The following is a 17520-nucleotide window of genomic DNA, read 5'->3' as shown; positions in this document are numbered from 1 at the left end:
CACTTCTGTGGTTGCTTAAATTCCCGTATAAGTATGGGGGGTAATCACCCGCAATTCTTTCTTTATCTCTTCACTTACATTCAGTCCCTCTATAAATTCCTTGATAGACGCTTCCGTAATGGCCTGATTGGTACGGGTCAACGCTTTCAACGCTTCATAAGGATGCGGATAGGCCTCGCGGCGCAGAATGGTCTGGATAGCCTCGGCCACCACGCTCCAGCAATTGTCCAGGTCACGGTAGATGGCCGGTTCGTTCAACAGCAACTTACGCAAACCCTTCAAAGAACTTTGTATGGCAATAATGATATGCCCGAACGGCATACCCACATTGCGGAGCACGGTAGAGTCCGTCAAGTCACGCTGCAAACGGGAAACCGGCAGTTTTACCGCCAAGTGCTCAAGAATAGCATTCGCCATGCCCAGGTTTCCTTCCGCATTTTCAAAGTCAATCGGGTTCACCTTGTGCGGCATCGCGCTGGAGCCCACCTCACCGGCTTTAATCTTCTGCTTGAAATATTCCATAGAGATATATTGCCAGAAGTCACGGTTCATATCAATCATCACCGTATTGATGCGCTTCATGGCATCAAAGATGGCAGACAGATTATCGTAATTGGATATCTGGGTAGTATACTCCTCGCGTTCCAAGCCAAGCTTTTCGGAAACGAACTTATTGCCGAATGCCTTCCAGTCATATTCCGGATAAGCCACATGATGGGCATTGTAATTACCCGTAGCGCCACCGAACTTTGCTGTCACCGGACAAGCCTTCAGCGTTGCCAACTGGCGTTCCAGACGGTAGACAAACACCATTACCTCCTTGCCCAAACGGGTAGGCGAAGCCGGTTGTCCGTGTGTCTTGGCAAGCATGGGGATAGCGGCCCACTCTTCCGCATAAGCACGGAGCTGCGCTATCAGTTCCTCTATTTGAGGATAGTACACCTGCTCCAACGCCTCCTTTACAGACAAAGGAACAGACGTATTGTTGATATCTTGTGAAGTCAGGCCAAAATGGATGAACTCCTTATAGTCGTCCATACCACCCAACTTGTCAAACTCTTCTTTCAAGAAATACTCCACAGCCTTCACATCATGGTTCGTCACGCTCTCAATGTCCTTAATGCGTTGCGCGTCGGCTTCGGAAAAGTTACGGTAAATGTTTCTCAAGGTTTCGAAAACGCCCTTATCCACCCCTTTCAGTTGCGGCAAAGGCAGCTCACACAGCGTGATAAAGTATTCTATTTCAACTTGTACACGGTATTTAATCAGTGCAAATTCTGAAAAATAGGCAGCCAAAACATCCGTTTTGCCTCTGTATCGACCGTCAATCGGAGAGATTGCGGTAAGTAAATCAAGTTTCATACGTCGTATTTATGATGATAATTATCGGACTGCAAAATTACTGCTTTTTTCTGAGTAACAAGACATAAAGAATAAAGATTTTAAGAAAAGGAAGTTAATGGATAAAAAAATGGCCTTACAATCACTTGCAAGACCACCTTCGAATGAAAATTTCCAGTGGGCGTTGACGGATTCGAACCGCCGACCCTCTGCTTGTAAGGCAGATGCTCTGAACCAGCTGAGCTAAACGCCCTTTTGATGAACGAAAGTGCTTGGATTTTGTGTGGGCGTTGACGGATTCGAACCGCCGACCCTCTGCTTGTAAGGCAGATGCTCTGAACCAGCTGAGCTAAACGCCCGTACACTTCCGTTTCAAAAGCGATGCAAAGGTACAGCTTATTTTGACATTACCAAAACTTTTGCATAATATTTTTCGATATTTTTTTAGTCATTTAGCGACACGCTCTGTTTCTCAAGCATTTAGTACGTTCACTTTTTTGCCTCATTTTTCCGGATGACCTTTGCCGGATTACCAACGGCTATGCTATCGGATGGAATATCTTTCGTCACCACACTACCCGCACCGATGATACAACGGTCGCCGATGGTGACGCCCGGGCACAGAATGGCACCGCCGCCAATCCAGCAATCCTCTCCTATCGTCACCGGATAGGCATATTCCTTTTCCGTACGACGCTCGATATAATCCATCGGATGATGGGGAGTGTATATCTGTACGCATGGACCGACCAACGTATGGGCACCAATCGTGATATATCCCCCGTCCAGGAAAGTGCAATTGGCATTGACAAAGACATGCTCACCCAGCCGGATCCCATCCCCGTGGTCGCAATGGAAGGGCGGGCAGATGATGGAAGTAGCGGGAATACCTGGCACCAGTTCCTCCAGCAAACTCCGGTAATCCTCATCGTAAGTACTCATCACACGCATTTTTGCCAGCAAGCGCTTGGCATGCTCGAACTTCACCTGTATCTCCGGAACGGACATATCCGCCAACTGGGAGCTACGCATTTTTTCCACTTCATTCATATTATTTCTTCTTTTGATTCATACAGAGACTCAGCCCCGAACAAAAATACGGAAATAAACGCAGTATACCAAAAGAGCGGAAAACCTTTCGGCTTTCCGCTCCTGCAATCGTTTACAGAGCAAACAATTTATTTGTACTCCTGCCAGCTCTTAATCTGGATATCTTCCAGCTTCATTTCACAGAATGCCTCGATAAAGGCACTTGCCAGGCGGGCATTGGTAATCAACGGAATGTTGTGGTCGATGGCACCGCGACGAATCTTGTAGCCATTGGTCAGCTCGCGTTTCGTATGGTTCTTCGGAATGTTGACAATCAGGTCGAAGGCATGGTCGGCAATCATCGTCATCACGTTGTTTTCCGCATCCGGGCGTTCATCCGGCCAGTAAACGGCTTCCGTCGTCACGCCATGGGCGTTGAGGAAAGCGGCTGTACCTGCCGTAGCATAAATCTTATAGCCTTTGGCAAAGAGCATGCGGCTGGCATCCAGCAAATCCACCTTGGACTTCATGGCTCCGGAGGAGAACATCACGCCCTTCTCGGGACGGGGGATTCTGAATCCGGTAGCAATCATGGCATTCAGCAATGCTTCGGAGAAGTCGTCGCCAATACAGCCTACCTCGCCCGTAGACGACATGTCCACACCCAATACCGGGTCTGCCTTGTGCAGACGGGAGAAGGAGAACTGGCTTGCCTTCACACCGATACGGTCGATGTCGAATGCCGACTTGTCCGGTTGTGTATAGGGAGCGTCCAGCATGATGCGGGTAGCAGTCTCGATGAAGTTACGCTTCAGCACCTTGGATACGAACGGGAAGCTGCGCGATGCACGGAGGTTACACTCGATAACCTTCACCTCGTTGTTGCGTGCCAGGAACTGGATATTGAAAGGACCGGAAATATTGAGTTCCTTCGCAATCTGGCGGCTGATTTTCTTGATGCGGCGTGCCGTTGCAAAGTAAATCTTCTGTGCCGGGAATACCAGCGTAGCGTCACCGGAGTGTACACCGGCAAACTCTACGTGCTCGGAGATGGCGTATTCCACCACTTCACCGTTTTGGGCAACAGCGTCGAACTCGATTTCCTTGGTGTTCTGCAAGAACTGGGATACCACCACCGGATATTCCTTAGATACCTCAGCAGCCATCTTCAAGAAGTTTTCCAGTTCTTCTTCATCGTAGCATACATTCATCGCAGCACCGGAGAGTACGTAAGACGGACGCACCAGTACCGGATAGCCCACCTTCTCTACAAAGCCTTTCACATCTTCCAGGCTGGTGAGTTCCTGCCAAGCCGGTTGGTCGATGCCCAGCTGGTCGAGCATGGCAGAGAACTTGTTACGGTTTTCGGCACGGTCGATGGAGATGGGGGAAGTACCCAACACGGGAACTGACTGGCGGTGAAGCTTCATAGCCAGGTTGTTCGGAATCTGTCCACCCACTGAGACGATGACACCGCGCGGCTGCTCCAAGTCGATAACGTCGAGTACGCGCTCGAAAGAGAGTTCGTCGAAGTACAGACGGTCGCACATGTCGTAGTCCGTAGAAACAGTTTCGGGATTATAGTTAATCATGATGGACTTGTAGCCCAGCTTGCGAGCCGTCTGGATGGCGTTCACCGAGCACCAGTCAAACTCTACGGACGAACCGATGCGGTAAGCGCCCGAACCAAGTACAACCACTGATTTTTCATTCTTGTAATAGTTCACATCGTAACCTTGAACGGCGTACGTCATGTAGAGGTAGTTCGTCAGTTCCGGATGTTCGGAGGCCACCGTATTGATGCGCTTCACGGCGGGCAGGATGCCCAGCTCCTTACGACGGGCGCGTACGGCAAGGTTTTCCTTCTCCATATTGCCTTGCGGATTCAGCACGAAGCGGGCAATCTGGAAGTCGGAGAAGCCAAGCACTTTTGCTTCGCGCAGCACGTCGGCGGGGATATCTTCTACCTTATTATATTGAGAAAGTTTCTGCTTGTAGTCTACGATGTTCTTCAGCTTGCCCAAGAACCAGGGGTCAATCTTGGTCAGCTCAAAGATGCGGTCGATGGCATATCCCTTTTCCAGAGCCTCGGCAATGGCAAAGACGCGCAGGTCGGTGGGATGTGACAGTTCGTAATCCAAGTCATCGAACTCCACTCCCTCATTGCCCACGAATCCGTGCATTCCCTGACCAATCATACGCAAGCCCTTCTGGATAATTTCTTCAAAGGAACGTCCGATAGACATGATTTCGCCTACCGACTTCATGCTGGAGCCGATTTCGCGGCTGACACCTACGAACTTCGTCAAGTCCCAACGCGGAATCTTGCAAATCAGGTAGTCAAGCTGCGGAGCTGCGTATGCCGAGTTGGGAGTTCCCATCTCGCCGATTTGGTCGAGCGTATAGCCCAACGCAATCTTGGCAGCCACAAATGCCAGCGGATAACCGGTAGCTTTGGAAGCCAATGCGGAAGAACGGGACAGACGGGCGTTCACCTCGATGACACGATAGTCGTTTGTCTCGGCATTGAAGGCATACTGGATGTTACATTCGCCCACGATGCCCAGGTGGCGGATACATTTGGTGGAGAGCTCCTGCAACATTTTCACCTGCTCGTCGGTCAATGAGCAAGTGGGAGCCACTACGATGGACTCACCCGTATGAATACCCAGCGGGTCGAAGTTTTCCATGCTTGCCACCGTGAAGCAGTGGTCGTTGGCATCGCGGATTACCTCGAATTCAATTTCCTTCCAACCCTTCAGAGACTCTTCTACCAGAATCTGCTTGGAGAAAGTGAAAGAGCTTTCGGCCAATTTAATGAAGGCTTCCTCGTCCGGACAAATACCGCTTCCCAGTCCGCCCAGAGCATAAGCCGAGCGCACCATCACGGGGTAGCCAATCTCGCGGGCTGCCTTCAGTGCGTCCTCCATGCTCTCCACAGCGTGGCTCTTCGGAGTCTTCATCGGAATCTCGTCCAGCTTCTTCACAAAGAGGTCACGGTCTTCGGTGTACATAATCGCCTCAACGGAAGTACCCAGCACGCGCACGCCATATTTCTGAAGAATTCCGTTCTGATAGAGTTCCGTACCGCAGTTCAGCGCCGTCTGTCCGCCGAATGCCAGCAAAATGCCGTCGGGACGTTCTTTCTTGATGATTTCTTCCACAAAATAGGGAGTCACCGGCAAGAAATAAACTTGATCGGCGATACCTTCCGATGTCTGGATAGTAGCAATGTTCGGGTTTACCAAAACAGAACCGATACCTTCTTCGCGCAACGCCTTCAGCGCCTGCGAACCGGAATAGTCAAACTCTCCGGCCTGACCAATCTTGAGCGCACCAGAACCCAAGACAAGCACTTTCTTTAAATTCTTTTCCATATTCTCTTGTTGTCTATTAAGTTACGAGTTACAAGCTACGCACTACGAGTTGCAGCTATTTCACAAAAAAAATGCGTCACCCAATAAAGGATTAACGCATTACCAAAGAACTAAAAATATCTTTCTCGAAAAAAGAGAAACTGACGGCTCCCGAATGAAATTCATTCGAACGGAGGTTATATTTGCTTCTCATTTCCTGCGATTGCATAGTCTCTTTAAAATTTGTGCAAAGTAACGACTTATTTACGAAAAGAGCAAATTGTGGCATGTTTTTTTGCATAAAAGAAACGTCATCTCCCATAATAGAAGAGCAACCGCCGCCCACAACCGAAATCTTTTTCCGTAAAATGCGATTCCATATAAAAAAGAAAGACTATATCTCAGTAAAGGCATTTGCGGATAAATATGAAGATTCTCCCCACCAAAACTTGCTTTTCTCGCCACGGAAACTTACCTTTGTGCCTATACAAAAATAGAACAAGGATTCTGTTTCTACAAACAAAGCCTTTATTCTTAAAAATAAAATTTCTATTCCTTGGAATAAAGGCTTTATTCTAAGATTTCTCCGCCACCAAAAGAACTTTGCTCCGCAGGGAAAAGGACTTTGCAACGAAGGAAAGAAAAGAAAGGAGAACGCAACAATGACCACACGCTACCAAATGAAAGAAATGCCCGACTTGCAAGGCACGGGCGAACCGATCACCTACCCCAAGATGGTGATGACCGGACAGACCAGCACGCGCGAACTGGCGGAATACATCGCCATGACCTCGGGATTCTCGAAAGGCGTAACCGAAGGAATTATCTGCGAGCTGGGCGAAGCCCTGGCCCACGAAATGGGAATGGGACGCTCGGTGAAGATAGAAGGATTGGGCGTATTCACCCCCGCACTGTCCATCTACCCCGACAAGGAACGCGAACAGCCCCAAGAAAGCACCACGAAGCGAAACGCGCGGAGCATCTACGTAAGTGGCGTGAACTTCCGCACAGACAAGGCCTTGATTAGAGAAACCAACCATTGGTGCGAACTGGAACGTGCCTCCTGGAAACCCGCACGTTCGTCGAAGAAATACACTCCCGAACAACGTCTGGCTCTGGCGCATCAGTATCTGGACAAGCATGCCTTCCTTACTGTCAGCATCTACCGGCAACTGACCGGACTCGTCCGCTCCACCGCCACCGTGGAACTGCGCAAATGGGCACATACTCCCGGCAGCGGAATCGATACAAGCGGCATCGGAAGCCATAAGGTATACGTGAAAAGGAAAGAAAGCGTCATCCCTTGAGGTTTCGATAATTATAGGTATCTTTGCCGGTCCTAATGGCTTTTATACAATGAAGAAACTAAAAAATACATAATATGGCAAAAGAAAAAATCATCCTTACGGGCGACCGCCCCACAGGACGCCTGCACATAGGACACTATGTAGGCTCATTGAGAAGAAGAGTGGAACTGCAAAACTCCGGCTTGTACGACAAGATTTTCATCTTCATCGCCGACGCACAAGCGCTGACGGACAATATGGAGAATCCGGAAAAGGTGCGCCAGAACGTCATCGAGGTGGCACTGGACTACCTGGCTTGCGGACTGGACCCGACGAAGAGTACCATCTTCATCCAATCCCAGATACCGGAACTCTGCGAACTGACCTTCTACTATATGGACCTGGTGACCGTGAGCCGCCTGCAACGCAACCCGACGGTAAAGACCGAAATCCAGATGCGTAATTTCGAGACAAGCATCCCCGTAGGTTTCTTCACCTACCCCATCAGCCAGGCAGCGGACATTACCGCCTTCCGCGCCACTACCGTGCCCGTGGGCGAAGACCAGGAGCCGATGATTGAACAAGCTCGTGAAATCGTACGCCGTTTCAACTATATATATGGTGAAACCCTCGTGGAACCGGAAATCCTGTTGCCCGACAATGCAGCCTGCCTGCGCCTGCCGGGAACGGACGGCAAAGCCAAGATGAGCAAGAGCCTCGGCAACTGTATCTATCTTTCGGACTCTGCCGACGAGGTGCAGAAGAAAGTGAAGAGCATGTATACCGACCCCGACCACCTGCGTGTACAAGACCCCGGAAAATTGGAAGGCAACACCGTATTCACTTACCTGGATGCCTTTTGCCGTCCGGAACACTTCGGCCTTTATCTGCCCGAATATCCGAATCTGGACGAACTGAAAGCCCACTATCAGCGCGGTGGTCTAGGCGATATGAAAGTGAAGAAGTTCCTCAACGAAATTATGCAGGAGACACTGGAGCCTATCCGCAACCGCCGCAAGGAGTTCGAGAAAGACATCCCCGCCATCTACGACATGCTGAAGAAAGGTTGCGAAACTGCCAGGGAAACTGCCGCTGCAACTTTGGACGATGTACGCAAGGCAATGAAAATAAACTACTTTGATGATGCGGAACTGATTGCAGAGCAAGTAAAGAAATTCGGCGGAGAATAAGGGATAGGAGATACGAGTTACAAGGAGCTGCCTGTTACAAGTTACTGGTTACAAAAAATGAGGGGCATGCGTCATAATAACGCATGCCCCTTCTCATTTCTATAACTCGTAACTCCTTGTAGCTTGTAGCTTTCTAATTGGCTGATTTCACCAATACCACACGGTTCAGAATCGGCTGTCCGAACTTATCGACACCACCACCGGCATCCACCTTCAGGCGGTCAGCAGGAATTCCGTATTGTTTTACCAATACATCGACCACGGCTTGTGCACGCTTCAAACTCAACTCTTTGTTGAATACCGGCGTACCGGTTGCAGAGTCTGCATATCCGTTTACAGTGTAAGTGGCGTTCGGGAACTGTTTCATCTGGTCTGCCAGATAAGACAAGTTCATTGCTTCACGTGGAGAGACTTCGGCAGAACCGATATTGAAGAATACGGTACGCGGTGCTATATCCGGATCGGGAACAATCACTTCGGTTTCCGTAACTTCGGCCACCGGCTGGTTCTGTGCAGCCACCAATGCATTCTGCAGCTGCTGGTTGGCAGCTCCCATCTCTGCAAGCTGTGCCTGCATGGCATCCAGCTCTACCTGAGAAATCAACTGAGGCATCGGGCGACGGAATCCACGGGCGGGGAAACGGTATGTCAACCCTACCGTTGCACTCAGCACGCCATCATATCCATGATCGCCGCCAACTTCGCCATCGAACTTATCTTCAACACCCATTGCGCTCAGCTCCAGGTTAATATCTATCGCATTCGAAATACGGAAGCGATTGATGATACCCGCGTTTACAGACAGAGCTTCGCGGTGAGGCTTTGTGTAGTTGTGAGTGAAGCCAGCACCTACATAAGGAATGATTTCATACACACGGTGCTGGTTGTATCCTCCAAACAGCGCATTCAGATTGAACATCACATCTCCGTGCAGATTCATATAGTCGAAACGCTGTTTGTAGTAGCCGTCATCCATCTGAGTGCCTTTCACGTAGTCAGCACCTGCATCATACGTATATCCTCTTGCCTGAAGGCCGCTATATTGCAGACGTACTCCCAGTCCCGGGGTGAACCATTTGCCGATGGCAAAATTCAGCGTCGGACTGATACGCTTGCCAAAACTTCCTGCCTTATCATTATCTCCAAAAGTTGCTTCGGCACCACCGCCTATAGAGAAAAACCAATTACTCCAGAACGGATTAGTGATTACCTGATATTTATCCTGAACCTGGATAACACCAAATTCTTCCACAACTTCAGTCTTTTGCTGCGCCATGGCAACAGAAGACACACCAGCTAAAGCCAGTAACATTAGAATCTTTTTCATATACCTTAAAATAGTTAAGTGGTTAATTAAACTCTTTATCATTCAAACTGTCTAATTAACGCCAACAGAACTAAAAGGTTCTGAATATTTGTACTTTTTTTGCCTTGATGCAAAAGAAAGTACTCTTCCTTATTTGGAGAAAAGCTTTTCTATGTCGTCTTCTTTAATGGTCGCCAGCACCGTCTTTCCGTCCGGAGTATAATTCGGGGATGGGCATGCAAACAGATTGTCCACGAGATTGGACATTTCCTCGTTGCTCAGCACTTGTCCATAGACGATGGCCGCAGCACGTGCCAAGGTCGATGCAAGAATTGTCTGCACCTCTTCCTTAACGTCATTCCCTTTTTCCATAGCAGTATGTACCATATTCCGGACCAATTCCACCGGGTTCAACCCCTCTATGCCCGAAGGTATGCCGTTGATGGCATAGCTACCGCCACCCAGCGGGCTCAAATCGAAGCCTACTGCCGACAAATCTTCCAATATACCGTCCAGCACGGCAGCTTCCGAAGCCGGCAACTGGATAATCTCCGGAAACAATACCCCCTGCGATACCCCTTGTTTCTGTCGAATCTGACTCATATAGCGGTCGAACAATACCCGGACATGCGCCCGATGCTGGTCTATCAGCATCAGACCCGATTTAACGGAAGTCAGAATAAAACGCCCCTTGAACTGGAAGTGTTGCGCTCCTTTCTCTACCGTTGCCTCATTGCCATAGAAAGAGGCGCTTGCCCCGGAAGGAACCGTTTCCTGGAAATAAGGAACCCTCTCCTCCTCTCTTGGAGCCGTACCGGTAACCGTATCCTCTGCAAAAGGTTCTTCCTCCATCGGCTCGTTCATCCTGCTGGCTTTTTCCAAACCGGAATAAAGCCCCTCCCACTCCACTTTGGGACGCGAATAATTGCCACCACCTCCATAGGAAGAAGCGGAAGACGTCTTGAAGGGATTGAAATCCGTGTTATAGTGTACCTTCGGAGGCTCTATCGGACGAGCCTGCTCGAATGCAGGAATATCCGGCATGTCCTCGGTATCAAAATCGATAGTAGGTATAGCGCTAAACTTACCTAAGGATTCCTTGACCGCAGCCGACAGAATCTGCCAGATAGCCTGCTCATTCTCGAACTTAATCTCCGTCTTCGTCGGATGGATGTTCACATCGATATTGGCAGGGTCTACCTCGAAATAAATAAAGTAGGAGATTTGCTCACCGGCAGGAATCAGCTGTTCATAAGCATCCATCACCGCTTTGTGGAAATAGGGGTGACGCATATAGCGCCCGTTCACAAAAAAGTATTGGTGCGCTCCTTTCTTGCGGGACGTTTCCGGCTTGGCTACAAAACCGGAAATCTTTATCATCGTCGTATTGACGTCTACGGACAGCAACTGCTGATTCAGCTTCTTTCCGAAGACTGCCATGATGCGTTGCCGCAAAGGCATTACCGGAAGATTGAACAATTCCGTATCATTACTATACAGATAGAAGGCTACCTCAGGATGCACCAGCGCTATACGCTCGAATTCCGTAAGGATATTGCTCAACTCCGTAGAGTTGGCTTTCAGGAATTTACGCCGGGCAGGAATATTGAAGAATAGGTTCTTGATGGAAAAATTGCTTCCCTTAGGGCAGGAAACGGCTTCCTGGCTCTCGACTTTAGAGCCGGCAATCAGCAGCCGCGTCCCCAGCTCCTCGCTGACCGGACGTGTTTTCAACTCCACTTCAGCTACCGCTGCTATAGAAGCCAACGCCTCTCCACGGAAGCCCATGGTGCGTAGGGCAAACAAATCGGCAGCCTCGCGTATCTTTGAAGTCGCATGACGTTCAAAAGAAAGGCGCGCATCCGTTTCGGACATACCCTTCCCATCATCAATCACCTGAATGCAGGTCTTGCCCGCATCGGTAATCAGCACATGTATTTCCCCTGCTTCGGCATCAATTGCATTTTCCACCAATTCTTTCACAACAGATGCCGGACGCTGAATCACCTCTCCGGCAGCAATCTGATTGGCAACCGAATCGGGCAGCAAATGAATGATATCGCTCATGATAATGTTTAATGATTAGGGATTAATGATTAATCATTATTATATGATTCCGTTACTGATAGCATACCACAGATAAATCAGCACAGCTATGACAACAAGGATTATGCCCAAATGCATCGGCTTACGTCCGCTCTCCTTGCGCCGCTTCAGGTGAGTTGTTCCTTCTATGAATTTGCCCCGTATATCCTCGGGCGAGAATTCCTTTTCCGGCAGCATACCCAGGTCACGCTTGGCGTTTTCTTCCATCTTCGCCAACTTCTCTTTCCGCTCATCCACATAGATATAGCTATGATTGAAGCCACGAGGCTTCCGCATTGCAAACATTCCCATGACGCTACTTATTATTTCGTTTAATATGCATATTCCTTGGCGAAGTTACAGGTTTCCGGTCACTTTTCTTCAATACTTCACCTGCTTTTTTAGCCCTCCACTCGAAGATGTCCTCCTTGTTGAGCGGACGGATGTAGTCGAACCAGACAAAAGAAGGCAGCTTGCTCTTATCTGGTGGAATCTGGTCCAGAGGATAGGCTGTACCGGTAGTCTTTCCAACAAAGACTCCGCGCTCCATTCTTCTCTCCTTCAAGTACATTTTCAAAAGTCCACCTTCCGAATAGTTCATCATAATCAGCGAACTGTCCTTCTCCTCTACCGGATAATACACCACCAGTACATTGCCGTTTACCTCCACCAGACGCATGTCTCCATCTATGAAGAAAGCTTTCATCTCCTTACCGGAAACTTGGTTATAGTGAATACTGTCCTTTTTCTCTACCGTCAGGGCCTGATTGATGATATGTGCCCAGTCGATGGTACTATCGTTCATGTAAATTTTAATTTCCTCGCCCAACAACTGTTGTTCCCCGTGCCACAAGATAGGGTCGGTGTACATCGTCATGCAAGAGTCCTTGGAATTATACACCAACGAATCGCATACGGCCTGCACATCCGTGCGATAAGCACGCACCTTATGATAGGCACGCATCTCCCGGTACATGGAATCGGTATTCATATGGTAGGTAATCAGCCGCAAAGTATCACCGTGCATAAACAGACTGTCGCCCTGCGAATAGTCGATAGCTACGGCACGTTTGGTGGCAACGGCGCTTCCGGTCAGTTCGTTGTAGAAACAGTAGTCGCCAGTCAACATGTTCCGGTTGACCGTATCATTCATCTGTACATTGTCAAAAGCCTCACCGTATCCCAAGATGCGGTCGTAGAAAAGGCTGTCACCGGTCAATTTCTTGCCGTCGTTGGTCAGTACGGAACGGTCGAGCAGTTCTGCCTGCTCAGTAGTCGTATTGTACACGCCACGTTCGGAATAAATATGATTTTGATCACTCACAATGTCGGAGGGACCTAGAATGGTAGCAATCTTGGTAGCTGTACTATACTTCAAGGTATCCGAAGTCAAGACAAACTTCGGGTTGACCAGCTTCACGTCGTGGTTGAAGACAGCCAACTTGGTGGCAGGGCTATATTCTCCCCACTCGGAAGTCAGCACATTATCCTCGTCGGTCAGCGTACCGCCTTCGAAGTAATAACCCAAATCGTACAGACGGTCATAGTTCAAACTGTCGGTTGTCAGCACCGTATTACGATTTATCATACGTACATTCTCACGCAGCATGGCCAGCTGCGACATGCCGTCATAATACAGATAGTCTCCATAGATAAACAAGGTGTCACCCTGCTCCATACGCACATTGCCGAATGCCTCCACAGAATTTATCTTTTCGAATATCAGCGCACTATCACAGAACATGTACATACTGTCATGCTTCATCCTCACCGAACCGATGAGTACCTGCACATCAGGACGCAACTGTTTGTCTGCCTGCGCCTCATCTGCGTACAACAAATCGACGCGCGTCTTCTTCTTTTCCGACGTCTCCGTCTTTTTCTGTTCAATCGAGTCCACTTTCCTCTTCTCCGGTGCACCAGTACTCTTCTTTTTGTCCTGCGCACTCAGCAGACAGATGCCAAACAAGCATAGAATGCCTACCAGGAGGTATCTATGCTTGTTCAGGAAATGATTTTTTGTATTCTTCTTTTGCATACAAATCCATGTAAATCCTTCCGGATTATTCTTTGATCCAGCCCGGATACTTGAACGTACAGTTATTCTTCCAATTATCCTTGATACGGACATACGTGTGCTTCTGCTTCTCACGAATCCACTTGTCCAGCACTTCGTCGCGGCGTTTCTCCAACACAATCTCTTTCAAGTTCTGATAGTCATCGGCAATGGTAGCCTTGTGTCCCGTCGTACGGCTCTTCAGTTTCACAATCACACACTCTTCTTTTCCGGTCTTTTGCGGAATCATGGTGAAGGCTTCGGAGATTTCGCCCACTTTCATCTTATCCACCACCTTGGCTATTTCAGGGGGAAGTTCCTGCATCTCAAAACGGGAAGTATTCGTATTGGGATTCGGCAACAAACCATGATTGTTACGCGTATCCTTATCCTGCGAAAGCACTGAGGCAGCCTCTTCAAAAGAGAACTTGTTATTGCGGATATCATCGGCAATAGAATCCAAACGGGCACAACCGGCAGCCAGAGCTTCTTCCGGAATATGCGGTTTCAACAGAATGTGGCGCGTTTTAATACGGTCACCGCGCTTCTCTATCAACTGAATGATATGGAAACCATATTCAGACTCTACAATCTTGGAAACCTTGCTGGGGTCTTGTAAGTTGAAAGCTACATTGGCATAAGCGGGGTCCAGCATACCGCGTCCCGAAAACTCTATTTCACCGCCACGCATGGCCGAGCCACGGTCCTCGGAGTACAGACGAGCCAACATGGAAAAGCTTTCGCCCTTATTGACACGGTCGGTATACTCACGCAGACGCCTCTTTACATCTTCTATTTCCTCCAAAGGAACCTTAGGCTGCTGAGTGATAATCTGCACCTCCACCTGGGTAGGGATATAAGGAATGCTGTCCTGCGGCAAATCCTTGAAGTAACGGCGCACCTCAGCCGGAGTTATCTTAATCTCACCCACCAGTTTCTGCTGCATCTTCTGAACCTTCAATCCTTCACGGGCATTCTCGCGCAGCGTTTCACGAATCTGACTGGAAGTCTTGTTGAAGTATTCCTCCATTTTCTCGCGCGAACCGATGTTGGCGATGTACATGTTCGTCATATAGTCCACACGCTGGATAACCTCACTCTCGGATACTTCGATACTGTCGAGGGCAGCCTGGTGAAGATACAGCTTCTGCACGGCTATCTCCTCCGGTATCACGCAATAAGGGTCACGGTCAAATTTGCGTCCTTCATACAATGCACTCATGCGTGCTTCTTCCACTTCGGACTTCAGTATAGCCTCGTCACCTACTACCCACACTACCTCGTCAATTACGTTGTCTTGTCCATAAACGGTAGAACCGACTAATAGCGTCAAGGCAAATAAAATTACAAACTTAAAGTTCATACACTGTTTCATTCTTGGTGTCTTATTCTAAATAATATTTAATCTTGTCTCTTTTCACCGCCCGTTGGTACAAATCATCCTTCACTTGCTTCATGAATTCCACCTGCTTCACGTTCAGCAGCATATCCTTCACTTGCCTACGGGCAAACTCATAGGGTTCCTGCTCTCCCACCGGGCGATAATCGCTCACATTCAGGAAATAATGGAAAGCCGTATCCTTCAGCTCTACATGGCGATTCTTGTCCAGATACTCGTCCACATTAGGAACCTTCAAGGGCAGCATATCCAGCACTTCCGATACCGGCACCCATTTATCATAAAAATACTCATACTTCACAGCATTCTGCAGACTGTACTTTTCCAGATGTTCCACCGCCTCACGGGTTTCCGTCTTGTACCAGCGACGGACATTGCCCAGCTGCGGGGCTGTCAAAGGAACTTTGATGAACAAGCCTTTCATCAACGGACGTTCCACCTTGAAGAGCGCCTGGTTCTTCTCGTAATACTCCGTCAAGTCTTGTTCTGAAATCTCCTCTGATAGCCGCTGATGTATTAAAGCCTGCTGATAGGTATGCATTATCAATGCTTTGCGATAATTCTCCACAAGTTTATCAATCTCACCGTTATTGGGAATATTGCTCTGCGCTTTATCGTACAGCAAAATATCTTCCACCCAATTACGGATATAATGTTCTGCAAACAACAGACTGTCGTCTTTGGACAAACCGGCAGGAAGTACCGATTGCAAATCTTCCCGGTAAAGGAAATTGCCGTCCAACTCCACTAACGGTGTCCGCCCTTTATGGTCGTGCTGCTCGCTGCACGCCGCACAGAGAAGGAAAATTAAAAGCCCAAAGCAGGTTGTTCGCATCACCAACTGATATTTACTTCGTTTTGAGGTACGAAGATAGTGTTTTAATCGGTTGCATCAGTGATTATTAACGGTTTTTAAAACCTCTTGGTCAATTTCAACCTTACCGGCAGCACGCAACTTTGCCACCCAATGCGTTTCCAAATAGTTCCGATAAGCGGTTACGAGCGGCTCTCGCACCTCTTGCCAACTATCCGGTCCCTTCTGCTTACGACCTTGTACAGCAGTAAAGGGAAATGACAAAACCGGGGTTGCATCCTTCCCTTTGAACACCAAATCATCCACATATACATTATCACCGGGGGCAAATAATCCTTGCTCTGCCTGCACCTTGGGAGTATCGCCGGCATTGAAGGTGAGACGGATGGCATCCATCCACTCCTCTTCCGGAATCTGTTTCAGAAATTTCCGTACTTGCTTCGCCACCCGCTTGGTAGTACAATGCAGCACAATACCCTTATAACGCGGTTCGTCCCAATGGAAGTCCGAACGGTGCGCCTCAAAATATGCTTTCAATCCCGCTTCATCCACCACACTCCTCTTTCCCACTTCACGGTCAGTGATTTCGGCAAGCAACATGCTGTCACGATGCCCCTGCACCAACGCACAGAATTCGGGATGCTTCAATTCCAGACGGGAGTTTTCATAGTCCAGAATCGTTTTTACTGTAAAAGCCTCCAACTGTCTGCGCGTCCCTGCCGGATAAACAGCGGCAAATCCGGCAAACTCTTTTCCACCGTATGCCTTGCCATCCAGTGTAAACAATACACGAGAAGTGCTTCCTTTGGCCAGCAGTTCGTCGATACCGGCTTTATCCGGCATATAGTGATATTCTTTCTTCAGTTTATCCACAAAAGCCCGCGTTCCTTTATCCATTCCATGACGACGGGTTTGACAACGGATTATCTTGTCCTTCATCCTCTCAAAAGGAAGGATTTCCTGCTGTTCGAGTACTTTCACGATATGAATGCCTTGAGGAGTGAGGAACGGACGGGAAATCTCTCCGGCATTCAACCCGAATACAATATCCTCAAACTCCACCGGCATCTGCAGCCAACCCACCCAAAATGCTTTCTTCTCATCGGAAAATTGCTCGACGCAAGCATCGAAAGACGGCACAGCTCCCCCTTCCTTTGCAAGAGCCCTGTAGATAGAATCCATCCTGGACTCCATCTCACGTAAGGTATGACCGGAAATATTCTGGGGGAGATATTTAAAAATATGCTTCACATATACCCGGCCCGCACGCCGGCCGGATTTCATCTTGTCATAATACTGCCGTGCCTCCTGCTCTGCCGTCTCCTCATCTGTCAAGTATGATTTAATCAGACAGCGGCGATACTCATCCTGCTCCTTCTGGAAGACACGGGAAGTATCCAATCCCGCAACTTCGGCAGCCTCTATTTTCAGCCTGAAGTCTATAAACTTATTCACATATGCATCCAATGCCTTCCGGCCTGCACCGACAGAGGTACCGCCCTTATTATAGCTACGTTCGAATTCAGAACGGAGGACCTCCTTTCCATTGATACGCATCAGTACCGGATCGTCCTGGGCCGAAACAGCCAATCCGAACCCGAGGAAGAAAAACACCCAAAACAATCTAACCATAAGCACCATCCGTTCTTTTTATACGG

General features: G+C 48.7%; 12 protein-coding genes and 2 tRNA genes. 2 read left to right on the top strand and 12 right to left on the bottom strand.

Annotation, left to right across the window (positions count from 1 at the left end):
• Positions 1-15 precede the first annotated feature (15 nt).
• The 5 genes from purB to carB form a co-directional block, all read right to left on the bottom strand.
• On the bottom strand, positions 16-1362 hold the full coding sequence (purB, locus tag DW039_RS10335) for an adenylosuccinate lyase (protein ID WP_005829591.1): 1347 nt from the start codon (positions 1360-1362) through the stop codon (positions 16-18).
• 157 nt (positions 1363-1519) lie between these two features.
• Positions 1520-1594, bottom strand: a tRNA-Val gene (locus DW039_RS10330).
• Between the two features lie 31 nt (positions 1595-1625).
• Positions 1626-1700: transfer RNA gene (locus tag DW039_RS10325), tRNA-Val, on the bottom strand.
• A gap of 130 nt (positions 1701-1830) precedes the next feature.
• Positions 1831-2391, bottom strand: coding sequence for a sugar O-acetyltransferase (locus DW039_RS10320; RefSeq protein ID WP_044467352.1), 561 nt, complete (start codon positions 2389-2391; stop codon positions 1831-1833).
• A gap of 128 nt (positions 2392-2519) precedes the next feature.
• Complete coding sequence (carB, locus tag DW039_RS10315; RefSeq protein WP_005833447.1) at positions 2520-5747, bottom strand: carbamoyl-phosphate synthase (glutamine-hydrolyzing) large subunit; 3228 nt, start codon at positions 5745-5747, stop codon at positions 2520-2522.
• 641 nt (positions 5748-6388) lie between these two features.
• On the opposite strand from carB, the gene DW039_RS10300 reads away from it, so the two are divergent.
• Both DW039_RS10300 and trpS read left to right on the top strand, forming a co-directional pair.
• Positions 6389-7033, top strand: a complete 645-nt coding sequence (locus tag DW039_RS10300; RefSeq protein WP_118931034.1) for an HU family DNA-binding protein — start codon at positions 6389-6391, stop codon at positions 7031-7033.
• A 74-nt stretch (positions 7034-7107) separates the two neighbouring features.
• Positions 7108-8202 (top strand): tryptophan--tRNA ligase, encoded by a 1095-nt coding sequence (trpS, locus tag DW039_RS10295; RefSeq protein ID WP_005829577.1) that lies wholly within the window; start codon positions 7108-7110, stop codon positions 8200-8202.
• 133 nt (positions 8203-8335) lie between these two features.
• Here trpS and DW039_RS10290 read toward each other — a convergent pair whose 3' ends face one another.
• The 7 genes from DW039_RS10290 to DW039_RS10260 form a co-directional block, all read right to left on the bottom strand.
• A complete protein-coding gene (locus tag DW039_RS10290; protein ID WP_044468070.1) occupies positions 8336-9529 on the bottom strand; it encodes an OmpA family protein in 1194 nt (397 codons plus the stop codon).
• Between the two features lie 129 nt (positions 9530-9658).
• Positions 9659-11575 carry a DNA mismatch repair endonuclease MutL gene (gene mutL, locus DW039_RS10285; protein ID WP_117703913.1) on the bottom strand — a complete coding sequence of 639 codons (1917 nt, stop codon included), beginning with the start codon at positions 11573-11575 and terminating at the stop codon, positions 9659-9661.
• Positions 11576-11614: 39 nt separating this feature from the next.
• On the bottom strand, positions 11615-11905 hold the full coding sequence (locus tag DW039_RS10280) for a hypothetical protein (RefSeq protein ID WP_005829571.1): 291 nt from the start codon (positions 11903-11905) through the stop codon (positions 11615-11617).
• A gap of 4 nt (positions 11906-11909) precedes the next feature.
• Positions 11910-13631, bottom strand: a complete 1722-nt coding sequence (locus tag DW039_RS10275) for an OstA-like protein (RefSeq protein WP_044468068.1) — start codon at positions 13629-13631, stop codon at positions 11910-11912.
• A gap of 25 nt (positions 13632-13656) precedes the next feature.
• Positions 13657-15024 (bottom strand): peptidylprolyl isomerase, encoded by a 1368-nt coding sequence (locus tag DW039_RS10270; protein WP_005829568.1) that lies wholly within the window; start codon positions 15022-15024, stop codon positions 13657-13659.
• A 10-nt stretch (positions 15025-15034) separates the two neighbouring features.
• The gene (locus DW039_RS10265; protein ID WP_117703912.1) at positions 15035-15883 is read right to left on the bottom strand and encodes a peptidylprolyl isomerase; all 849 of its coding nucleotides are present in this window, start codon (positions 15881-15883) and stop codon (positions 15035-15037) included.
• 57 nt (positions 15884-15940) lie between these two features.
• Positions 15941-17503: a peptidylprolyl isomerase gene (locus DW039_RS10260; RefSeq protein WP_120381913.1), complete on the bottom strand. Its 1563-nt coding sequence runs from the start codon at positions 17501-17503 to the stop codon at positions 15941-15943.
• Positions 17504-17520: the final 17 nt, after the last annotated feature.

It is taken from the genome of Bacteroides sp. AF39-16AC, assembly GCF_003602735.1.
In the GTDB taxonomy this organism is placed as follows: domain Bacteria; phylum Bacteroidota; class Bacteroidia; order Bacteroidales; family Bacteroidaceae; genus Bacteroides; species Bacteroides uniformis.
Note: the sequence above shows the minus strand (reverse complement) of the source record. Positions and strands in the feature narration are given on the sequence as shown.

Excerpts from the sequence above, each read along its gene's own strand:
- purB (WP_005829591.1), bottom strand. The coding sequence starts at position 1,362 with ATGAAACTTGATTTACTTACCGCAATCTCTCCGATTGACGGTCGATAC.
- DW039_RS10320 (WP_044467352.1), bottom strand. The coding sequence starts at position 2,391 with ATGAATGAAGTGGAAAAAATGCGTAGCTCCCAGTTGGCGGATATGTCC.
- carB (WP_005833447.1), bottom strand. The coding sequence starts at position 5,747 with ATGGAAAAGAATTTAAAGAAAGTGCTTGTCTTGGGTTCTGGTGCGCTC.
- DW039_RS10300 (WP_118931034.1), top strand. The coding sequence starts at position 6,389 with ATGACCACACGCTACCAAATGAAAGAAATGCCCGACTTGCAAGGCACG.
- trpS (WP_005829577.1), top strand. The coding sequence starts at position 7,108 with ATGGCAAAAGAAAAAATCATCCTTACGGGCGACCGCCCCACAGGACGC.
- DW039_RS10290 (WP_044468070.1), bottom strand. The coding sequence starts at position 9,529 with ATGAAAAAGATTCTAATGTTACTGGCTTTAGCTGGTGTGTCTTCTGTT.
- mutL (WP_117703913.1), bottom strand. The coding sequence starts at position 11,575 with ATGAGCGATATCATTCATTTGCTGCCCGATTCGGTTGCCAATCAGATT.
- DW039_RS10280 (WP_005829571.1), bottom strand. The coding sequence starts at position 11,905 with ATGGGAATGTTTGCAATGCGGAAGCCTCGTGGCTTCAATCATAGCTAT.
- DW039_RS10275 (WP_044468068.1), bottom strand. The coding sequence starts at position 13,631 with ATGCAAAAGAAGAATACAAAAAATCATTTCCTGAACAAGCATAGATAC.
- DW039_RS10270 (WP_005829568.1), bottom strand. The coding sequence starts at position 15,024 with ATGAAACAGTGTATGAACTTTAAGTTTGTAATTTTATTTGCCTTGACG.
- DW039_RS10265 (WP_117703912.1), bottom strand. The coding sequence starts at position 15,883 with ATGCGAACAACCTGCTTTGGGCTTTTAATTTTCCTTCTCTGTGCGGCG.
- DW039_RS10260 (WP_120381913.1), bottom strand. The coding sequence starts at position 17,503 with ATGGTGCTTATGGTTAGATTGTTTTGGGTGTTTTTCTTCCTCGGGTTC.